Annotated in this window: 19 protein-coding genes; 18 read left to right on the top strand and 1 reads right to left on the bottom strand. The window is 40.8% G+C overall.

Annotated features, from left to right (window positions below):
- Positions 1–130: 130 nt before the first annotated feature.
- The 17 genes from J4E76_RS10950 (at position 131) to rodA (ending at position 16242) form a co-directional block, all read left to right on the top strand.
- Positions 131–796, top strand: a complete 666-nt coding sequence (locus J4E76_RS10950) for a heme exporter protein CcmB (RefSeq protein WP_208504089.1) — start codon at positions 131–133, stop codon at positions 794–796.
- Between the two features lie 67 nt (positions 797–863).
- Complete coding sequence (gene ccsA / locus J4E76_RS10945) at positions 864–1529, top strand: cytochrome c biogenesis protein CcsA (protein ID WP_208504088.1); 666 nt, start codon at positions 864–866, stop codon at positions 1527–1529.
- A 1-nt stretch (position 1530) separates the two neighbouring features.
- Positions 1531–1815: a CcmD family protein gene (locus tag J4E76_RS10940; RefSeq protein WP_208504086.1), complete on the top strand. Its 285-nt coding sequence runs from the start codon at positions 1531–1533 to the stop codon at positions 1813–1815.
- A 46-nt stretch (positions 1816–1861) separates the two neighbouring features.
- Entirely contained in the window at positions 1862–2260 is a 399-nt protein-coding gene (locus J4E76_RS10935; protein WP_208504084.1) for a cytochrome c maturation protein CcmE, read from the top strand.
- 22 nt (positions 2261–2282) lie between these two features.
- Complete coding sequence (locus J4E76_RS10930; protein ID WP_208504082.1) at positions 2283–2642, top strand: four helix bundle protein; 360 nt, start codon at positions 2283–2285, stop codon at positions 2640–2642.
- 10 nt (positions 2643–2652) lie between these two features.
- A complete protein-coding gene (gene ccsA / locus J4E76_RS10925) occupies positions 2653–5208 on the top strand; it encodes a cytochrome c biogenesis protein CcsA (protein ID WP_236017389.1) in 2556 nt (851 codons plus the stop codon).
- A gap of 58 nt (positions 5209–5266) precedes the next feature.
- Positions 5267–6556, top strand: a complete 1290-nt coding sequence (locus J4E76_RS10920) for an aminotransferase class V-fold PLP-dependent enzyme (protein WP_208504080.1) — start codon at positions 5267–5269, stop codon at positions 6554–6556.
- 18 nt (positions 6557–6574) lie between these two features.
- Positions 6575–7360, top strand: a complete 786-nt coding sequence (locus J4E76_RS10915) for a Rossmann-like and DUF2520 domain-containing protein (protein ID WP_208504078.1) — start codon at positions 6575–6577, stop codon at positions 7358–7360.
- A gap of 31 nt (positions 7361–7391) precedes the next feature.
- A complete protein-coding gene (locus J4E76_RS10910; RefSeq protein WP_208504076.1) occupies positions 7392–7628 on the top strand; it encodes a CDGSH iron-sulfur domain-containing protein in 237 nt (78 codons plus the stop codon).
- Positions 7629–7669: 41 nt separating this feature from the next.
- Positions 7670–8530, top strand: coding sequence for a geranylgeranylglycerol-phosphate geranylgeranyltransferase (locus tag J4E76_RS10905; RefSeq protein ID WP_208504074.1), 861 nt, complete (start codon positions 7670–7672; stop codon positions 8528–8530).
- Positions 8527–9105 (top strand): phosphoribosylglycinamide formyltransferase, encoded by a 579-nt coding sequence (locus J4E76_RS10900; protein WP_208504072.1) that lies wholly within the window; start codon positions 8527–8529, stop codon positions 9103–9105. The genes J4E76_RS10905 and J4E76_RS10900 overlap by 4 nt, the downstream gene beginning before the upstream one ends.
- A 39-nt stretch (positions 9106–9144) precedes the next feature.
- On the top strand, positions 9145–10674 hold the full coding sequence (gene purH / locus J4E76_RS10895) for a bifunctional phosphoribosylaminoimidazolecarboxamide formyltransferase/IMP cyclohydrolase (RefSeq protein ID WP_208504070.1): 1530 nt from the start codon (positions 9145–9147) through the stop codon (positions 10672–10674).
- A 74-nt stretch (positions 10675–10748) separates the two neighbouring features.
- Positions 10749–11777, top strand: coding sequence for a rod shape-determining protein (locus tag J4E76_RS10890; protein WP_208504068.1), 1029 nt, complete (start codon positions 10749–10751; stop codon positions 11775–11777).
- Positions 11778–11783: 6 nt separating this feature from the next.
- Complete coding sequence (gene mreC / locus J4E76_RS10885) at positions 11784–12629, top strand: rod shape-determining protein MreC (RefSeq protein ID WP_208504066.1); 846 nt, start codon at positions 11784–11786, stop codon at positions 12627–12629.
- Positions 12626–13138 carry a Rod shape-determining protein MreD gene (locus J4E76_RS10880; RefSeq protein WP_208504064.1) on the top strand — a complete coding sequence of 171 codons (513 nt, stop codon included), beginning with the start codon at positions 12626–12628 and terminating at the stop codon, positions 13136–13138. Before mreC ends, J4E76_RS10880 begins: the two co-directional genes overlap by 4 nt.
- Before the next feature lie 3 nt (positions 13139–13141).
- The gene (locus J4E76_RS10875; protein WP_208504062.1) at positions 13142–14971 is read left to right on the top strand and encodes a penicillin-binding transpeptidase domain-containing protein; all 1830 of its coding nucleotides are present in this window, start codon (positions 13142–13144) and stop codon (positions 14969–14971) included.
- Positions 14968–16242 carry a rod shape-determining protein RodA gene (gene rodA, locus J4E76_RS10870; RefSeq protein ID WP_208504060.1) on the top strand — a complete coding sequence of 425 codons (1275 nt, stop codon included), beginning with the start codon at positions 14968–14970 and terminating at the stop codon, positions 16240–16242. Before J4E76_RS10875 ends, rodA begins: the two co-directional genes overlap by 4 nt.
- Here the strand turns inward: rodA and J4E76_RS10865 are convergent, their stop codons facing one another.
- The gene (locus J4E76_RS10865; protein WP_208504057.1) at positions 16243–17235 is read right to left on the bottom strand and encodes a hypothetical protein; all 993 of its coding nucleotides are present in this window, start codon (positions 17233–17235) and stop codon (positions 16243–16245) included.
- 33 nt (positions 17236–17268) lie between these two features.
- On the opposite strand from J4E76_RS10865, the gene J4E76_RS10860 reads away from it, so the two are divergent.
- Positions 17269–17592: a 2Fe-2S iron-sulfur cluster-binding protein gene (locus J4E76_RS10860; RefSeq protein WP_208504055.1), complete on the top strand. Its 324-nt coding sequence runs from the start codon at positions 17269–17271 to the stop codon at positions 17590–17592.

The raw sequence follows: 17592 nt of genomic DNA, 5'->3' as shown, positions 1-17592 counted from the left end.
GTTAACTACAAATTAATAAACCTATTATTCATAGACCATCACCACATTGCGAAATTATAAACTGTCAGCAACTGAAGTATCGCTAACTGGTTAAACTTTCTCAGCTTGAATGTTAACTTTGAGTCTGAAAATGAGCCCAAGTATTATCACTTTAATCAAAAAAGAATTCCTATCTGAATGGCGTCAGCGCTATGCTCTAAATGGGATTTTACTCTATTTGGCTTCAACCATCTTTGTTGTCTATATGAGCTTTAAGCTGAAGGCCGGAGCGATTGACGAACCTACCTGGAATGCCCTTTTCTGGATTATTATATTATTCACCGCGACTAACGCAGTTGCAAAAAGCTTCATTCAAGAATCACAGGGCAGACTACTTTACTATTATTCTCTAGCCAAGGCAGAAGCTTTTATTATCTCCAAGACTATCTATTACTCTTTATTAATGGTATCAATGGCCCTAGTCGGACTACTATTCTACAGCCTCTTTATGGGTAGTCTAGTAAATGACTTGCCAATGTTTCTTCTTGTCATTTGTCTCGGGTCTATGGGCTTGGCATCCGCGCTTACAATGATTTCTGGAATTGCCTCAAAAGCACCCAACAGTAGCTCATTAATGGCTATCCTTAGCTTTCCAGTGCTTATTCCTCTCTTACTTATCATCATCAAGACTTCTAAATCAGCAATGGATGGATTGGATAGAGGTGTATACATTGATGATATGCTGATCCTAGTAGCTATTAATGCCATCATTATAGCTGTTTCTTATTTGCTATTCCCTTATCTTTGGCGCAGCTAAATGCTTACGGGTTGGGTATAGTATATCATAATCCGTTGATGATTAAAACAGACCATAAAATCAAGGCATGAAAAAAGTCTGGTGGAAAGTTCTCGCTGTTCTCCTAGTTACCTATACAATCATTAGTGGATTGTTATTAGACGTTCCGAGGTTGGCTATTCTTAATGAAACTATTCGAAACCTTCATTTTCATGTGCCCATGTGGTTTGGGATGATCATTATGCTGACGGGTTCTGTAGTTTATGCAATCAAATACCTGAGAACAGGTAAAATTGACTTTGACATGAAGTCAGTAGAATTGGCAAAAGCTGGAATTCTCTTCTGTGTCCTAGGCTTACTGACGGGGATGCTCTGGGCTAAGTTCACTTGGTCAGAATGGTGGAGCGGGGACCCTAAGCAAAATGCTGCAGCTATCTGTCTACTTATCTATTTGGCCTATTTGGTGCTGAGGAATTCGCTTCAGGACGAACAACAGCGAGCGAGAATTAGCAGTGTGTATAGCATCTTTGCCTATGCTGCAATGATTCCACTATTGTTTATTCTTCCAAGAATGGCCGAAAGCTCTCTTCACCCTGGGAATGGTGGGAACCCGGCACTCAACTTCTTCGATTCTGATGACCAGCTTAAAATGGTTTTATACCCAGCAGTAATCGGGTGGACATTGATGGGGGTTTGGTTGGCCGAGCTTAGAGTTCGGTATAAAAGAATTGAAAAAACACTTGAAGAAAATTGAGATGAAGAAAATCGTTTTAATCCTTTTGCTATTGGTTAGTATCCCTGCCTTCGCACAAGTTGACTTAGATAAAGTTAAGGCTGGTGAAAAACATGAAATCACACAATCTGACTATGATAACAAGAGTGTTGACATGGCAGATAGAATGCGTGAAAACGGCAAAATCTATGTGGTCGTTGGAGTCATTTTAATCATCTTTTTAGGGATTACTTTCTATGCGGTTAGAATTGATCGAAAACTCTCCAAAATTGAGGGTGAGGTTTTTGGCGAAAAGGTTAATTCTTAGGCGTTTGTGATTTACTTTTACACCTGAAAACTAAAACGAGGAGATTATGAAAAAGTCAAGTCTAATTGGTATTGTCGTAATCGCTATAGCCATAGCTGTTATCGTCTCAACCTCAAGTAGTGCAAGTTCTTATGTAACCTTTGATGAGGCTTATACACTATCTGAAAATGGCAAATCAGGTTCAATCCATGTTGTAGGTGAGCTAAAGAAAAACAGCGGTGGCCAAATTGTAGGTGTGCAGCCTAGTTCAGATATGCTGACTGTCGAATTCATATTGGTAGACGAGAATCAAAAAGAGCAAAAGGTTTTCTTAAATAGCCCAATGCCATCCGATCTCTTAAATTCTGAAAAAGTTGTGGTAATCGGAGGGTACAAAAATGATCGCTTTATGGCGGACAAGGTACTCTTAAAGTGTCCTTCTAAATACGAAGAAACCTCCTTATAGTTTGAAGATGTAAGTTGAAAGGATGAAGGGTTTTAGGAATCTACATGTTTGGACAAAATCCCACCAATTAACTTTAGACATCTATAAATCGACCCAAAACTTTCCAAAAGAAGAGTTGTTTGGGTTAGTAAGTCAATTACGAAGAGCTTCTGCTTCTATTCCTACAAATATTGCAGAGGGGTCGGGTAGAAAAAGTGAAAAAGAGTTTATACAGTTTTTGAGTATTGCTCTAGGTTCTGCAAATGAAGTAGATTATCTAATTGAGTTATCAAAAGACCTTGAGTTCATTAATCAAGAAACTTGGGTCAAGTTAGATCAAGAAATTAATGAGATACAATCCATGCTCTTCGTGTTGATTAGAAATAAATCCGAAAAATCTTAACTCTTTCCCCTTGAACCCTCAAACTATAAACCTCGCCATTGGAAACGCAGGACACATTTTTGTAATCATATCGTTTGTAGCGTCAATATTGGCTACCTATGCGTATGGAAAGGCTGCTGTCAATAACGAAATTGGTAAAGATTCTTGGGTCAGTTTTGGGCGAAAGATCTTTATTGCGCATGGTGTTGCAGTCATTGCGGCAGCTGTCACGCTCTTTCTGATTATCTATAATCACAATTTCGAATACCACTACGCTTGGAGTCACTCTTCCGTAAACTTGGCGGTTCATTACATGATCGCTTGTTTTTGGGAAGGCCAAGAAGGTAGCTTCCTAATTTGGACACTCTGGAATGCACTTTTAGGCTTTGTGCTTATCGGAACCAATAAGAAATGGGAGGCTCCAGTAATGACTGTTTTTGCATTGGTTCAGGTCTTTCTTACCTCAATGATCTTAGGCATTGTAATTGGTGACTTCAAACTTGGGAGCTCTCCCTTTATCCTGTTGAGAGATGTGCTTAGTGATGCTCGATTTTTAATCAATCCGAATTTCGTTCCTGAGGACGGTACAGGTCTAAATCCGTTGCTCCAAAACTATTGGATGGTCATACATCCACCAATGACTTTCTTAGGCTTCTCTCTAACACTCGTGCCATTCTCGTTCTGCATAGCAGGGCTTTGGAGAAAAGACTTTACAGACTGGATAAGACCGGCCTTACCATGGACAATCTTCGGTGGTGTAATTCTAGGTACGGCAATCATTATGGGTGGTTACTGGGCTTATGAGACCCTAAACTTTGGTGGCTATTGGAATTGGGATCCGGTCGAAAATGCTGTCTATGTACCATGGCTGGTGCTTATAGCCAGTATGCATACCATGATTGTCTTTAAGAAAAGTGAAACTGCTTTGAAGACCTCTATCGTTTTGGTCATCTCTACTTTCTTATTGATTCTTTATGCCACATTCTTAACAAGAAGCGGAATCTTGGGTAATGCCTCAGTGCACTCCTTTACAGACCTTGGACTATCCGGACAATTGCTTGTATACCTATTTGTATTCTTGATTGGCGCTATTGCATTGGCTGCCATTCGATGGAAGCACATACCAACTTCAGAAAAAGAGGCATCAACTTATTCCAGAGAGTTCTGGATTTTTATAGGTGCTTTAACCCTTTGCTTGATGGCATTTCAAGTAATCGTGCCAACATCGTTTCCTGTATTTAATTCCATCATTGAGGCCTTTGGCGGAATTTCTTCCTTGGCACAGCCTGCCAACCAAGTTGAGTTTTATTCTCAATGGCAGCTATGGTTTGCCATAGCGATTGCACTTTTATCAGGTACTGGTCAGTTCTTCTTCTGGCAGAAAATGGATAAGGAAAAGCTCAAATCAGCATTAGCATTACCCATAATAGTTTCACTACTACTCTCGGCTCTGATCTTTACCACCGCCAAAATCTACAATCCAGTATATATTGCCATTTTGGTAGCTGGGGTATACTCTATTGTTTCGAATAGCAATATCCTAATCAACCTGTTCAGGTCTAGAAGTTATAAGCTGACTGGGGGATCTGTAGCCCACATAGGTATTGCCATGATACTTTTAGGTATTATGTTCTCCGAAGGTTATTCAAGGGTTTTGTCTAAGAACTTAACAAGAAAGATTAGCAACGATCTAACGGAAGAGCAGAATAACAATATGGTTATCCTCTTTTTGAACGACCCAAAACCCGTGGCTGGTTATCAACTACTTTATAAAAGCGAAGGGCTCAGCGCAAGAGGAATACCTGGCTATATCAAAAAGTCATTTTTGGCAGAAACAAATGATCCTCATTACAAAGTAGCCATCCAACCCATAATTCAAGAGGGTATTAAGTATGCAGCTCTTGGTGATACACTTTATTTTAGAACCCCAGAGAACACCTACCACGAAGTGGAATACACATCTATGAGTTCGGGAAAGAAATTCACGCTTTACCCTAGAACCCAGAAAAATGAAAACATGGGTCAAACCATTGTTTCACCTGATATCAAGAAGCAATGGAACCGTGACATCTATACCTATGTGGCATTGAGCAATGATTTTGAGGATGAGTTTACTCAATGGAGTGAGAAAGAAATTATTAAGGTCGACTCTATTGGACAGAGGTTCTTTATCAATGATTATGTAGCCATTTATAATGGCTTTGAAAGGATTCCAAGTGTGCCTTTTGCAAACTTAAGCCCCAAAGATGTGGCCGTTAGAGCAAATATTACAGTCTTTGCTGAGGGCGGAAACAATTATACACTCCAACCATTGTATGTAATTCAAGATAACTTTGAGAGGAAGCGTACCCTTATGAATCAGGAGATTGCCTCCAGACTTACATTCGAGAGTATTAACCCTCAAGATGGCTCGGTCCAGTTTGGTATTCAGACTACGCAAAAAGACTATATTATCATTCAGTCATTAGAGAAACCGCAGATCAATATTCTTTGGATCGGAACGATCATTATGATCATTGGCTTTATTATCGCCACCAGAAGACGTTATATAGAGTTTGTGAAGATGCGAGATAAAGGCTTCGCATAAGAGTCGTTTCTGTTATATCCTAAATTCACTAATTTGAGTTGAAGCCAATTCAACTCCAATGAACAATCGTAGATCTTTTATCAGAAAGACCTTCCTTACAGCAGGAACACTTTCCATCGGTTCGCTTTTTCAAAAGTCAATAGCTGCCGACATCGTTGACGCTTTTAAGGAGCTCAATACCTTGAGCCCAGAAATCGCTGCCCAAAACGAAGAATTATGGGCACGAATTCAACAGGCATATACCGCCTCTAATCAGATCATTAATTTGAATAACGGTGGGGTTAGTCCTCAACCAAAGATTGTTCAAGATGCAGCAAACCGATATTATACCTATGCGAATGAGGCTCCCTCTTATTATATGTGGAGGATTTTGGATCAGGGAAGAGAGCCATTAAGGAATAAATTAGCAGCCTTGGCAGGTGTCAATTCTGAGGAGTTGGCCATTAACCGAAATACCACGGAAGCAATTAACACCGTAATCTTCGGACTCAATTTAAAAGCAGGTGACGAGGTAGTATTGACAAAGTACGATTACCCAAACATGATCAACGCCTGGAAACAGCGAGAAAAAAGAGATGGTATTGTCCTTAAATGGTTAGACTTTAACATTCCTATGGAAAGCGATGAGGAGGTTATAGAGAAATTCAAAGGAGCCATTACACCTAAGACAAAAGTCTTTCACATTACCCATATGATCAATTGGACAGGACACATTATGCCTGCCAAAGCCTTATGTGCTCTCGCCAAAGCCAATGGTATCTACTCAATTGTCGATGGGGCTCACACCTTCGCACATTTAGATTTTAAGATATCAGAGTTGGGTTGTGACTTTTTTGGCACAAGCCTGCACAAATGGCTGTGTGCTCCCTTCGGTACGGGTTTGCTTTATATCAGGAAAGAAAGGATTAAGGATATATGGCCATTGCTCGCTTCTCCGGAAAATCAAGTGGACAATATTCGAAAGTTTGAAAACATTGGAACACGCTCCTTCGCCATAGAACAAGCCATTGGTTCAGCAATTGACTTTCACAATGCTATAGGAGCGGCAAGAAAAGAAGCTCGATTGAAATACTTAAAACAGTTTTGGGTAGATCAGGTCAAGGGAATTGACAAGGTGAAATTCTATACCAGTACTAAGCCAGAACACAGCGGTGCTCTTTTTAATTTCGGCATAGAGGGAATGGACGCAGGACCTGTTCATAATTCGCTTTTCAGCACTCATAAGATCCATACAAGCCCAATCAAATGGGAACAGGTCAACGGACCAAGGATTACACCTCATGTGTATACCAAGAAGTATGATATGGAACGGTTAGTTGAAGCCATCAATGTTGTTGCCTCAAAATAATTCATAGATTCGCGAGCAATGAAGAGCCAAAGAATCGCCATTCTCGGTACCGGAAATGTAGCCTGGCACTTATCCAGAACATTGGAGAATAGTGGTCATGTGATTAGTCATATCTATGACCGTGACATTGCCAAAGCCGAAAAGTTTGCAATGGACTATTTCAATGCATCAACGGGCGATAAGCTCGACTTCTCAGCTCTGAATGCCTCCCTCTTCATTATGGCAATTTCTGATGATAGTATCGAAGAAGTAGCCCAAGAGTTAGAGCTGCCCGATAACTCAACATTGGTTCATACATCTGGGACAGTTCCGTTAAATGCGCTAGGCTATACTCAAACCCATAATATTGGGGTATTCTACCCGCTTCAAACGTTTAGCAAAGGAAAAGACCTTGATTTCACGAACATTCCGATTTGTATTGAAGGTGAATCCGAGGAAACCATTGAGTTACTCCGAGGTATAGCCAATAGTATTAGCCATTCAGTGCATATTCTCAATAGCAGCCAGAGAAAAGTCATTCATTTGTCAGCTGTTTTCGCATGTAATTTCACCAATCATATGTTTACCGTTTCCAAGGAAATCTTGGCGAGTAACGACCTCAATTTTGAATTGCTAAAGCCTTTGATTGTAGAAACGCTCAATAAATCCTTTGACATCAGCCCTGAAAACGCTCAAACCGGACCCGCGAAAAGAGGCGATATGGAAACCCTCGACAAACAATTCGATTCTCTGTCCAATGACCCACAAGTAGCAGAAATCTATCGTTTGGTTTCACAGCACATTATCGATTTTTATCAAGAGTAGAACAATCGTGACGATTTAGAGTTTTTGGGATATGGAAACACCCGAAATACCTCAGAAAGCACCTATAAGATTAGAAATGGAAGCAGGCACTTACTTTTGGTGTACCTGCGGTAAAAGCACAAACCAACCTTTTTGCGATGGTTCACACAAAGGCTCATCATTCAACCCAGAAAAAGTGGTGCTCGAAGAAGCTAAGACTGTATCATGGTGTGCTTGTAAGCACTCGAATAATGGTACTTTCTGTGATGGTTCTCATAAGTCACTATAATTAAGGCAAACAGGTTTAGCTTTGCATCGTACATAGAAACAATGCAAAGCATTACCAAGCCCAAGTCATCACTGGTTTTTAACTATCTAAAGCTCATCAGAGGCTTTAACCTCTTTATGGTGGCGCTTACTCAGTACCTTACGGCCATTTTTTTAGTCAGTGGGGCAGAAAACTGGTATCAAATACTTACTGACAAGGGATTCTTTTTATTGGTTTCATCTACCGTAATGATCACTGGGGCCGGATACCTAATCAATGACTATTATGATGTTAAGATTGATTTGGTCAACAAACCGCAACGTGTAATAGTAGGTAAGGACTTAAAGCGCAGATGGGTAATTGCAGGACACACTGCATTAAACCTAGGAGCCGTAGCCATCGGATTTTACCTTTCCATTACCATCGGCATCATCAATTTTGGAGCGTCTTTCCTATTATGGATTTACTCTAATCAGCTCAAGCGACTCCCCATTGTCGGCAACCTTGCGGTTGCACTTTTGACTGGTACCACACTTATTTTGGTGAGTGAATACTTTGGAGACAAAAAGTATCTGATTCTCTGCTATGCTGTTTTTGCGACTTTTATCACCCTCATTCGTGAGATAATCAAAGACATGGAAGATATGAAGGGTGATGAAAGGTTTGGATGTAAGACAATCCCCATAGTTTTCGGAATCGCGAAGACCAAGTGGATTATATATTTGATAGCTGCAAGCTTTCTCATTACTGTCTTTTTAATGATAAGTCATATTTCAATGATTCTACCCATAGGGTTACTGGTTATGCTTATTTTTCTGATCTTTGGTCTAGTCAAAGCTGACACCGTGAAAGCTTACAATCGCTTGAGTACATTAAGCAAAATTATTATGCTACTGGGTGTCATTAGCATGATCTGGATATGACAAAGAAAAGAGTTTCCATTTTCGCCTCTGGCAGTGGTTCTAATGCCGAAAAATTCTTCGAGTACTTTCAGAATGATACTGAAATCGAAATTGTTTCTGTATTTACAAATAATAAGTCTGCCGGGGTAATTGACCGAGCCAATCGTTTTGCCATCCCACACCATGTTTATAATCGCACCTACTGGGAAACAGGGGAAACTATCATTGAAATCTTAGAGAAGGAAAAGGTAGATTTTATCGTATTAGCCGGTTTCATGCTCTTGATACCCGGAGGTCTTGTCAAAGCTTATCCGGATAAAATCTTCAATATCCACCCAGCCTTATTACCCAAATTTGGAGGGCAGGGCATGTATGGCATGAATGTGCATAAAGCCGTCAAAGTTGCAGCAGAGACTGAGTCCGGTATAACAATCCACTTTGTCAACGAAAACTACGATGAAGGCCAGATCATCGCTCAAGTCTCTTGTGCAATTGACAGCTCAGATTCTGCCGAAGAAATTGCTAAAAAAGTATTGCGATTAGAGCACGAAAATTATCCGAAAGTCGTAGCTGAAGTAATTCGGAAATCAATATAAAATTCCTAGTTTTGCGACTTCGGTTTTTACCCCTCCAACATGTCGCAACTAAAAATCAAATCAGCTTTAGTATCAGTATTTTACAAGGATAATCTGGCTCCAATCATCGACCTTCTAAAGGCAAATGGAGTGACTATTTATTCTACAGGTGGAACACAAAAATTTATCGAAGATCAAGGTGCTGAAGTAATCCCCGTTGAGGACTTGACTAGCTACCCTTCAATCTTCGGGGGTCGTGTCAAAACCCTGCACCCAAAAATCTTTGGAGGTATTCTTTACAGAAGAGATCATGAGGGAGACCAGTCACAAGCCGCTGAGTTCGAAATACCAAGTATTGACTTGGTCATTGTTGACCTCTACCCTTTTGAAGAAACGGTAGCTTCAGGAGCTCCTGAACAGGACATCGTTGAGAAAATCGATATTGGTGGTATTTCATTGATCAGAGCCGCGGCTAAAAATTTTAAAGACGTACTTATCGTCTCTTCAAGAGAGCAATATCCAGCGTTGGAAAACTTGCTAAAAGAGAAGAATTGCTCTTCTGACTTACAGAACAGAAGAAAGTTTGCCGCTGAGTCGTTTGACATCTCTTCACACTACGATAGTGCCATCTTCAACTACTTCAATCAGGAAGAAGACCTCGACAAATTCAAATTAAGTGAGCGCACTGGCAAGCAGCTTAGATATGGTGAAAACCCTCATCAGGAAGGGCACTTCTACGGACCATTAAATGATTTGTTTGACCAGCTTAACGGCAAGGAGCTTTCTTATAACAACCTTGTAGACATTGATGCGGCAGTTTCATTGATCGAAGAGTTCAATAATAGTGAGACTGCGTTTGCTATTCTCAAGCACACCAATGCCTGTGGTATGGCAATTGGCACTGATGTAAAAGATGCTTATCTAAGAGCTTTTGCAGCAGATACAGTGAGTGCCTTCGGAGGGGTGCTTGTTTGCAACCAAACAGTAGACTTGGCAGCTGCGGAAGAGATGCACAAGCTCTTTTTCGAAGTGCTGATCGCTCCTGGTTTTAATGACGATGCACTTGAACTACTCAAAGGGAAAAAGAATAGAGTGCTATTAGTTAAGAAACAGAACTTGACAGCGCAGAAGCAATTCAAGAGTTTGCTAAATGGTGTGATTGTTCAAGACCGCGATCTAGTTTCTGATCAATCTGCAGACTTCAAATTGGTGACTAAAAAAGATGTAACTGCTACAGAAAAAGAAGCGCTAGAGTTTGCTTCAAAGATTTGTAAGCATACCAAGTCTAATACCATTGTTTTAGTCAAAGATGGTCAACTATTAGCCAGTGGCGTGGGGCAAACCTCTAGAGTAGATGCCTTAAGACAAGCGATCGAAAAGGCCAAAACCTTTGGGTTCGATCTGAATGGTTCTGTAATGGCTTCAGATGCTTTTTTCCCTTTCCCAGATTGTGTTGAAATAGCACACGGAGAAGGCATCTCAGCCGTTATACAACCTGGCGGATCTATTAAAGACGAGTTGTCTATCAATTTCTGTGACGACCATGGTATGGCTATGGTATTTACGGGCACCAGACACTTTAAACATTAATTTACATAGCATAAGAATTAATAAGTAATTCGTTACTTTAGTTCTTTAATTAAAATACAAGGAGACTATCTTAAATGGGTTTTTTCGACTTCCTAACAAGTGACATTGCCATCGACCTTGGTACGGCAAATACACTGATTATTCACAAGGACAAAATCGTTGTAGACGAACCATCCATCATTGCTATCGATAGAAATACTAACAAGGTATTGGCAATCGGCAAGGATGCGATGAATATGCACGAGAAAACACACGACAACATCAAAACCATCCGGCCGCTAAAAGATGGTGTAATTGCCGATTTCGAAGCAGCCGAAATGATGATCAAAGGAATGATCAAAATGATCGACCTAAAGAAGAGAAGCTTTATGCCCTCTTCACATCGTATGGTAATCTGTATTCCTTCGGGCATTACAGAAGTAGAAAAACGTGCGGTTCGAGATTCAGCCGAACACGCCAATGCTAAGGAAGTTTATATGATCTACGAACCGATCGCTGCGGCAATCGGTACGGGAATTAAGATAGACGAACCTGTAGGTTCCATGATTGTCGATATCGGGGGTGGTACAACTGAGATTGCAGTAATCGCCTTAAGCGGAATTGTATGTGATCAATCTATCCGAGTAGCAGGTGATACTTTTACAAAAGATATCCTTGATTACATGAGAAGGCAACATAACCTCCTCATTGGTGAGCGTTCTGCCGAGAAAGTGAAAATTGCTATTGGCTCTGCCCTTACCGAACTGGAAGAGCCGCCAGAAGATTACGAAATTAGAGGTAGAGATTTGATGACGGGTATCCCGAAAGTAATCAAGATCTCCTATTCTGAAATTGCCTTTGCACTAGACAAATCTGTTTCTAAGATTGAAGAAGCTGTACTTAAGGCACTTGAAATTTCTCCACCAGAGCTTTCTGCAGACATTTATGACCGTGGAATTTACTTAACAGGTGGTGGTGCCATGCTCAAAGGCCTAGATAAGCGCCTTGCTCTTAAGACCAAACTTCCTATTCATATTGCAGATGATCCGTTAAGGGCGGTTGTAAGAGGTACAGGAGAGTCTTTGAAGAACATCGATTCGTATCGTACAGTACTAATGACTTAAGAATGAATGGGTCAGCTACTAGCATTTCTAGTTAAATACCGCGCATTCTTCATCTTTCTATTTCTAGAGTTGATATGCATCTCGCTTATTGTCTCAAACAATGACTATCAGCGAAGTGCTTATCTTAAATCATCTGCAAACGTTATAGGTTCGGTTACCGAGTCTTCCGATAACATTGGCGACTACTTTGGACTCAAACGAGTTAATCGAGAATTGGCTGAAGAAAATGCTAGGCTCCATGAGTTATTACTTGCTCAACCTAGGATTCCCCTTGATTCGTTAAGCAGCTACAGCATTGAGGCTGACACAGCAGACTCTATGGAGTACATCTTAAGATATGCTGAAATTGTTAGGAACAATGTTCGGCTGGCCAATAACTTCTTCATGATTAACAAGGGCAGTAAAGATGGTATTACAGCTGAAATGGGAGTGGTTAGTCCATTCGGAGTTGTTGGAAAGATCAGATCCGTTTCAAAAAACTATTCTGAAGGCATTTCATTGCTTAATACTAGGAACTCTTTCTCTGCAAAGCACAAAGGCTCAGATAGGATTGGTACTGTTCAATGGGATGGTCGTAACCCAAAGATCGCAAAGCTGCTTTTTATTACTCCAGATGTAAATGTCCAAGTAGGAGATACAATCGTTACCTCGAGCTTCAATGCAATCTTCCCAAAAGATATAATGATCGGTACAGTTGAAAGCAGTAAACGTGACGCAAACAACACCTACCTCAATATTGATATAGACTTGAGTGTAGATTTTGGCCGACTGTCATATGTCTATGTAATCGAAAATGTGCGCAAGCAAGAACAGGATTCATTGAGTAATTCTAACCCAATAGATATCCAATGAATAGGAGCATCATCACATTGATCGTAAGTCTAGCTGTATTAGTGCCTTTACAGGTATTGGTGTTTAGAAACTTTGTGTTCTTCAACATGGGGTTTTGCTTCATCTATCTTCTGTTCTTATTGAGTCTTCCTAGAGAAGTGAGTATCGGCCTAGGAATGGTCATTGCCCTAATCATTGGGATAGTAGTTGACCTTTTCTACCAAACCATTGGCATACATGCAGCTGCTGGTGTTCTTATCATGTTCTTAAAACCTTACTGGCTTAACCTCAACGTGCCTAGAAGTGGCTATGAAGTAAACCACCTTCCCATAATCCCAAATTACGGCCTTGGATGGTATATGATTTATTCGTTACCTCTGGTTTTAGTCTATTCATTGACTGTACTTTTCATCGAGGCAGGAAATACTGGGCTTTTCTGGATCATATTATCCAAAGCACTGATAACTACTGTAGTTACACTTTTTTTTGTGGTGATTCTGCAATATCTTTTCTATTCAAAAGCGAGGTAGGCCATGTTGGAGAATAGACGATATATCATACAAATTTTCTTCATCTTCATTGGGCTGGTATTTCTTGTGCGATTGTTCGCCCTTCAAGTGGCTGACGATACCTACCGCACTAAAGCTGAGCGAAATATTCTTCAAAGAATTGTTGAATACCCTTTTAGAGGTTTAATCTATGATAGAAACCAAGAACTCATAGTTTACAATGAGCCTATCTATGACCTAATGGTAGTCCCAAGGGACGTCCACATTCCTGATACCACAGAGTTCTGCAACCTCTTTGACATTACCCGCGAGGAATTTGATGAGAATATTAAAAGAACAAAGCGCTACTCTCGGGTCAAACCATCCGTGTTTTTGAAGAAAATCTCACACGAGAAATATGCTCAAATTCAAGACCAACTTTATAAGCTCAATGGGTTCTATGTTAACCCAAGAACAGTCCGGAGATATTCTCAACCCATACTAGCTAATGAACTTGGTTACATTGGTGAGATCAACCCTTCACAGTTAGCAAAAGACTCTTCTGGCTACCAAGCGGGAGACTATATCGGGGTTACGGGTCTGGAAGAGTACTATGAGCCAGAATTGAGAGGAGAAAGAGGTGTTAGCTATAAGATGGTGAACGTTCGGGGAATTGACAAAGGATCCTATAAAGACGGAGCCATAGATACATTATCCATTCCTGGGAAAAATTTGATTAGCACAATTGATCTCGACCTACAAGCATATGCAGAAAAGTTATTAGCGGGAAAGCGAGGTAGTGTGGTTGCCATAGAACCATCTACAGGAGAAGTACTTGTAATGGCCTCTGCCCCTACTTATGATCCTAACCTATTAACAGGGAAGTATCTGGGGGATAATTTTGAGAAGATCAGATCTGATACCACCTCCCCACTATTCAACCGCCCCATTATGGCGACTTATCCTCCCGGCTCAATCTTCAAAACTGTACAAGCGCTGATCGCATTGGATGTGGGGGTTACTACTACAGATGAAAAAGTTAAAGTAGACCTGACGAAGATTGGAGACCATGCTCCTGCCGGAACTTATGATGTTAGGAAGGGGCTTCGCTATTCTTCCAATAATTATTTCGTTGAAATAATGAGACGCTTAATCACCAGAGGTGAGTCCCAAAGTTATTTTGTCGATAGCAGGTTAGGCATGGAAAAGTGGACCAAAGCAGTTCGGCAGTTCGGCTTTGGAAGTAGGTTGGGAATTGATGTTCACGGAGAAGTGGCCGGTAAAGTTCCGGATGTTGAATACTATGATGGAGTATATGGAAGGAATCGTTGGGCCTACAGTAATATACAGTCATTGGCTATTGGCCAAGGCGAAATGCTTGTCACACCCTTACAAGTGGCCAATCTAGGAGCCACAATTGCTAACAGAGGTTATTATATAAAGCCACATCTAATAAGAGCCGTTGAGGATAACGGAGTCATTACACCTTTTGAACATGAGAAGGTCTACGTGGGTAATGGAAATGAATATTATCCTGAAATTATTGAGGGCATGGCCCAGGCCGTGAAGCAAACTGCACCTCGAGCTATAATTAATGACATCGAAATTATTGGTAAAACAGGTACTGCCGAGAATGGCGTTAAAGACGAAAGTCTTGATCATTCAGTCTTTATGGCTTTCGCACCTCGAGACAATCCTAAAATAGCCATAGCAGTATATGTTGAAAACTCAGGAATGGGAGGACGAGCAGCTGGAATGACAGCAAGTCTTATCATCGAAAAGTTTTTGCGTGGCTACATCAAAAAGAATTGGTGGAATCGAGAAGCGTATGTCTTAAAGGGTGACTTTATAGACGAGGACGAGGAGGTCAATTGAGTAGAGAGGGTGGCTTTTTCGCGAACCTAGATTGGCTGACAGTCTTTTTGTATTTCATACTAGTTACGCTAGGTTGGTTCAACATCTATGCCTCCATATACGACCCGGTTGCTGACCTGAGCATACTCGATATGAGTATCAATTCTGGCAAGCAAGTTCTTTGGATCGGCACTTCCATAATTCTGATTATAGTCATTCTTCTCTTAGACTTTAGGATTTATGAGTCTGTGGCTCCATTGCTTTATGGCGTTTTCATTCTTTTACTTATAGCTGTGGTTATAGTCGGTAAGGAGATTAATGGTGCAAAGGCCTGGTTTCAATTTGGATCATTCAGGTTGCAGCCGTCAGAGTTTACCAAGTTCGCCACAGCTCTGCTATTAGGCAGGTACATTTCTACCAATAGTGTAAAGCTCACCGAGTTCAAAAGTCAATTGACCGCATTTGTGATAATGCTCTTTCCGGTGTGTCTCATTATGCTACAACCAGACCTAGGTTCTGCGCTCATCTTCTTTTCATTTGTCATTCCAATTTTTAGAGAAGGGCTCCCTCCCATTTATCTGGTTGCAGGCCTGTCTTTAGTTATTATTGGTGTTCTTACCATTGTCTTACCCATTCATATCATTGCTATAATACTCGGATCTGTAGGAGTGATTTGGATTTTACTGACCTCAAAATCCCTAAAGAATATTCTACTCACCCTGCTCATCGTTGGAGCCGGAATCGGCTTTTCTTCAGGCTTTAACTATGCATTTGACGAGGTGTTGCCTAAGTATCAACGAGACCGCATTCTGGTAATTTTCTATCCAGACACTGTCGATCCACAAGGGGCCGGTTATAACCTGAACCAATCCAAGATTGCTATCGGTTCAGGAGGGTTTTCAGGCAAGGGGTTTCTGGATGGTACACAGACGAAATTTGATTTCGTTCCTGAGCAAAGTACCGATTTCATCTTCAGTACGCTTGCCGAGGAGCACGGCTGGTTAGGATGCGCCTTCATCATTGCCCTCTTTATAGCACTGATGATGAGAATAGTATTCATTGCCGAGCGACAAAAGTCACAGTTTGCAAGAATTTACGGTTATAGTATTGCAGGGATAATCTTCTTTCACTTCACCATTAATATTGCGATGACGATTGGGCTCTTTCCAGTGGTAGGAATACCTCTTCCTTTCTTTAGCTATGGTGGTTCTTCTTTGTGGTCCTTTACCATTATGCTCTTTGTGCTGCTGAAGATAGATATGCACAGAACACAAGTACTAATGAGGGGTTAGTCAGGCAAAACGTCTTTCTAAAACGTTCATAAAGGCTTCCACCTCTTCACTATCCATATCCCAACCCGTGTTGAATGCATTCGCCCGATTTAGAGCATCAGTAAGATCCACGGCTTGGTCAACACTAGCAAAGGCCTCCCGCATTTGAGCATTATCGCCACCGAATAGGTTGTTTTGGAACATGAACTTTTCATTCAGTGTTAAGGTCGCTTCAATAGACTGATTCATTTTGCGTTGCAGCTTCTCAGCCAAAGTCATTCCCTTCTGTTGTGGGTCAAATTTGTCGTTGATGGTAACAGGCTGGTCAGGGTCAGTAGGCTCTTCGCTATCAACAATAGTCTCGACTTCTACCACAGGCTCTACAATAACAGGTTCGGGTTTTGGCTCTTCAATCACCTCGAACAGTTCATCCATTCGGCCTTCAACTCCAAGTTTTTGCAAAAACTCATTAGCGTCAACTGATTCAAGTTGAGTAAAGTCTAACTCATCATATGAATGCATGATGCTCGCCTTAGTATCAAAATCACCGATCTTATCTACTAATACTTTGAACAAGTCACGATTGGTCTTAATGTATTTGAACTGTAATCTAAAATCTTGAGGCTTCTCTATTCGATCCAAGATACTTTCCAAATAACTCTTAGGTTGGAAAGAGATTAGTATAGCATCTTCAATTGCCTTTACCAGCAGTGGCGTTAAATGCGCCTTATCAATACTGATATGGTTTGAAAGTACATTCATGAAAGCCTTCAGTGCCTCTTTAACTCTTTCATGGTTAAAGTCGAAGTAGGGACTTTCGAGTCTTTCAACTTCGTTTCTCCATTGGTTGAAAAGCGATCGAATAATAAAGGAATTTACCTGCCTCGAGTTGGTCAGTGAGATCAACCTTTCCCCATCAATTTTATCAAAACTCTGGAAGGATTGATCAACTATGTCTTGGCCAATTAATTCACTTATTTCACTAACTGCTTCGTGCTTTAACTTGTAGCGCATCGCTTATTTCTTTTGATTTGTAAATTAAGCATTATGCCCAAAATCCTGATTCGAAATCTGAACAATAAAGTCATCATTGCTAACGACAGTTCGTCCAGCATATTGAATGCTATTCATAATGCCGATGTAGATTGGATGCATGCTTGCGGTGCCAAAGGTAGATGCACAACTTGCAAAATGGTTGTACATTCAGGAATAGAAAGCTTTGACCCTGATTCTGAAGCCGAGACTAAATTCAGAGCACTGGGCAAATTGAAAGACAATGAGAGATTGTCTTGTCAGAATAAGCTAAAAGAAGACGTAGAAATCAGTGTTGCTGAAGTCAACAAGTTTCCTCACATGAACTATACCGACTGA

The sequence above is a fragment of the Roseivirga sp. E12 genome (assembly GCF_017592825.1).
In the GTDB taxonomy this organism is placed as follows: domain Bacteria; phylum Bacteroidota; class Bacteroidia; order Cytophagales; family Cyclobacteriaceae; genus Roseivirga.
Note: the sequence above shows the minus strand (reverse complement) of the source record. Positions and strands in the feature narration are given on the sequence as shown.